Below are 3,599 nucleotides of genomic sequence, written 5' to 3'. Positions count from 1 at the left end.
CGCCAGCCCGGCCAGCGCTACCCGCCACGGCTCGCGCACCGCCCGGTCGCCGCCGGGCAGGGGGACGTAGCGCAGGTGGGCCGCCCGCTCATAGCCGCCATAGCCGGCGATCAGGAACTCGCCGCCCCAGATGGCCCCATCGTCGCCGTAGCCCGTGCCGTCGAAGGCCACGCCGATGACCACCGCCTCCTGTCCCAGCCCGTGTTCGGCCATGCCCGCGGCGATGTGGGCGTGGTGGTGCTGCACGCCGACGGCCGGCAGCCCCTCGCGCCCCGCCCGCTCCAGCGCGTAGCGCGTCGCCAGGTAGTCCGGGTGCAGGTCGTAGGCGATGGCCTCCGGCCGGACGCGGAACAGCCGCTCCAGGTGGGCCACCCCCTGCTCGAAAGAGACCAGCGTCTCGTAATTCTCCAGGTCGCCGATGTGGTGGCTCAGGAAGGCGTAGTCGTCGCGCGTCAGGCAGAACGTATTCTTCAGTTCCGCCCCCGTCGCCAGCGCCGGCCTTCCCCGCCACGGCAGCCTTACCGGAAACGGCGCATACCCCCGCGACCGCCTTACCGGCATCACGTGCGCCCCCGCGGATGGCCCAACCTGTTGCCCTTTCTTCCTCTTTAAATCTGCGTAATCTGCGAAATCTGCGGATTCTTCTTCCTCTTCAATCACCCGCATCACCGAGTCGTCGCAGCGCGTCTGAATCTCCCGGTCGTGCAGCAGCAGCGCGTCGGCCAGCCCGCCCAGCCGTTCCCGCGCCTCCGCGTTGGTATAGGCGATCGGCTCCTCGCTCAGATTGCCGCTGGTCATCACCAGCGCCTCCGGGAAGCCGGGCGCGCGCTCCAGCAGCAGGTGGTGCAGCGGCGTGTAGGGCAACATGATGCCTACCGCGTCCTGCCCCGGCGCGAGGGCGCGGGCCAGCGGCGACCCCGGCCGGCGGGCGACGATGACGATGGGCCGCGCCCGCGACAGCAGCAGCGCCTCTTCGGCCGCGCTCAGCCGGCAGTGGCGGCGGGCCGATTCGATGTCGGGCAGCATGACGGCGAATGGTTTGTCCACGCGCAGTTTGCGGCGGCGCAACTCCTCCACGGCCGCGGCGTCGTTCGCATCGCAGGCCAGGTGGAAGCCGCCCAGCCCCTTCACGGCCACGATGCGCCCCGCGCTCAGCAGGGCGCGCGCCGCTTGCAGCGCGTCCTCGCCGGCCGGGGGGGCGTCGTCGCCCGCGCGCTCCAGCCATAGGCGCGGGCCGCAGACGGGGCAGGCCACCGGCTGGGCGTGAAAGCGCCGGTCGAGCGGATCGGCGTACTCCGCGGCGCAGTCGGGGCAGAGAGGGAAGGCGGCCATCGTCGTCAGCGGCCGGTCGTAGGGGATGTCGCGGATGATGGTGAAGCGCGGGCCGCAGTTGGTGCAATTGATGAACGGGTAGCGATAGCGCCGGTCGGCCGGGTCGAACAGCTCGCGCAGGCAGTCGGGGCAGACGGCCATGTCGGGCGAGATAGGCTGGAAGGCTCCCGCCTCGGCCCGCGAGGCCAGGATGTCGAAGCGCGTGAAGCCGTTGGCCGGGCGCTCGCTCGCCTCCAGGCTGTCGATGCGGGCCAGCGGCGGCAGTTCGTCGCGCAGCGCGGCGGCGAAATCGGCCAGCGCCCCGGCCGGGCCATCCACCTCGATGTCCACGCCCGACGACGTGTTGCGCACCCAGCCGGTCAGCGCCAGCCGTTGCGCCAGCCCATAGACGAACGGCCGGAACCCCACCCCCTGCACCACGCCGGTGATATGGAGCCGCAGCCCAACCGTATCCACACTCTCAACTCTCAACTCTTAACTCTCAACTGCTCAACCACCCACTCCAACCACCCCTCCATCCCCTCGCCGGTGCGGCAAGAGAGCGGGAAGGTGACCAGCCCCGGATTGAGGGCCGCCACGCCGCGGCGGAAGTACGCCATGTCAAACTTGACATAAGGTAGCAGGTCGACCTTGTTGATGACCAGCGCGTCCACGCCGCGATACGTGCCCGGATACTTGTACGGCTTGTCGTCCCCTTCCGGCACGGAGGCCACGAGGACGCTGCGGTGCGTGCCCAGGGCGAAGTTGGCCGGGCAGATGAGGTTGCCCACGTTCTCGACGATGAGCAGGTCGATGGCCGACAGGTCTAGCTGTTCCAGCGCCCCCTGGAGCATGACCGCGTCCAGGTGGCACTCGCCGCCGGTGTTGATCTGGACGGCTGTCGCCCCGGCCGCGGCGGCGCGGTCGGCGTCGATGCTGGTGGCGATGTCGCCGTCAATGACGGCCAGCCGCAGCCGGCCCGCCAGCCGGCTCACCGTCTGCTCGACCAGGCTCGTCTTGCCCGCGCCGGGCGAGGCCAGGAAGTTGAGGCTGAAGACGCCCGCCGCGTCCAGCCGCGCGCGGTTCATCGCCGCCAGCCGGTCATTGGCGCCCAATATTTTCTCGACGACAGGGACTCGTTCGATCATCCAGTTCTCTCACAATCGGGCTTATTATTGCCGTACGGGCGGGTTTCAAACCCGCCCCTACCATTGTTCAGGAATAGCCGTGCTCACGTCAATCGCTTCTAGATAAAACTCTTCGCCGGCCACGACGCGCACGTCCTGGCTGTCGCACACCGGGCAGGTCAGCGCCTCGCGGGGGCTGTAGGTGTGGCCGCACGTCTGGCAGGCCAGTTGGCCCGGCACGCGCCGGAAGTGGAGCGTCGCCCCGGCCGCCGGCGTCCCCTCGGCCACGAAACCCCAATAGAACTGCACCGACTCGTCTACGATAGTGGACAGCTCGCCGATGACCAGATGCAGATCGGTGACGGTCGTGGCGTGGGCCTCGCGCGCGTGGCGGAGGGCGATCTCCAGGATGCTCTCGGTGACGGCTAATTCGTGCATGGCTGGCCGGCGTGTCCCGTTGACGGCGGATTCTCTGGTGAGCTTAACACCAACGGGGCCGCCGGCGCAGTGACATATGCCACCAATCCGGCATGACAAGTGTCACTACCAATTAGGAATTAGGAATTAGGAATTAGGAATTAGGAATTAGGAATTATGAGTCAGAAGCTCCCCCTCCGATTCTGCGTTCATAATTCCTAATTCTTAATTCCTAATTCATAATTTCCGCAGTACGACGACGGTGAAGTCATCCGCCTGAGGCAGGCCGGCGGCGAACTCATCCACGGTAGTGATGATGGCCGCCAGTAGTTCTTCGGCGCTGCTCCACGCCTGCGACCGCACGATGGCTTCCAGCCCCTCATCGTCCAGGAAGTCGCCGGCCGCGTTGCGCGCCTCGGTGATGCCGTCGGTGTAGAACACCACGTAGTCGCCCGGCTCCAGCATACACGTCCGCTCGTCGTGGACGAAGCCATCGAACGCACCCAGCAGGATGCCCCGCGCCTGGAGCGGCTCCACCTCGCCCGTGGCCTGGCGCAGCCAGAGCGGCGGGTTGTGGCCGGCGTTGGCGTAAGTCAGCCGGCCCGTCGGCGTGTCCAGTACGGCGTAGAAGGCGCTCAGGAAGAGCGGCGAGCCTTTGTCTTGCAGGATGAACTCGTTCACCCGCCGCAACGCCTCGGCCGGACTGTGCCCGTCGAGGGCGTAGGTGCGCATCAGCGTCCGGCT

General features: G+C 67.8%; 4 protein-coding genes. All 4 read right to left on the bottom strand.

From position 1 onward, the window contains the following. The coding region (gene hypF / locus ACE3UY_RS03675; protein WP_374686201.1) for a carbamoyltransferase HypF at positions 1-1,803 on the bottom strand (1,803 nt) is incomplete at its 3' end. After that, positions 1,800-2,459 carry a hydrogenase nickel incorporation protein HypB gene (gene hypB / locus ACE3UY_RS03670; protein WP_374686200.1) on the bottom strand — a complete coding sequence of 220 codons (660 nt, stop codon included), beginning with the start codon at positions 2,457-2,459 and terminating at the stop codon, positions 1,800-1,802. The genes hypB and hypF, both read right to left, overlap by 4 nt. A gap of 57 nt (positions 2,460-2,516) precedes the next feature. Next, positions 2,517-2,876 carry a hydrogenase maturation nickel metallochaperone HypA gene (hypA, locus tag ACE3UY_RS03665; RefSeq protein WP_374686199.1) on the bottom strand — a complete coding sequence of 120 codons (360 nt, stop codon included), beginning with the start codon at positions 2,874-2,876 and terminating at the stop codon, positions 2,517-2,519. Between the two features lie 216 nt (positions 2,877-3,092). Further along, a partial coding sequence (locus tag ACE3UY_RS03660; RefSeq protein WP_374686198.1) for a PP2C family protein-serine/threonine phosphatase occupies positions 3,093-3,599 on the bottom strand: 507 nt, incomplete at its 5' end.

Source organism: Promineifilum sp. (SeqCode) (assembly GCF_041918635.1).
In the GTDB taxonomy this organism is placed as follows: Bacteria; Chloroflexota; Anaerolineae; order Promineifilales; family Promineifilaceae; genus Promineifilum.
This window is presented reverse-complemented; position numbering and strand designations above follow the sequence as displayed.

What these genes read in the sequence shown, in the direction of transcription:
- hypB (WP_374686200.1), bottom strand. Translation starts at nt 2,459, where the DNA reads ATGATCGAACGAGTCCCTGTCGTCGAGAAAATATTGGGCGCCAATGAC.
- hypA (WP_374686199.1), bottom strand. Translation starts at nt 2,876, where the DNA reads ATGCACGAATTAGCCGTCACCGAGAGCATCCTGGAGATCGCCCTCCGC.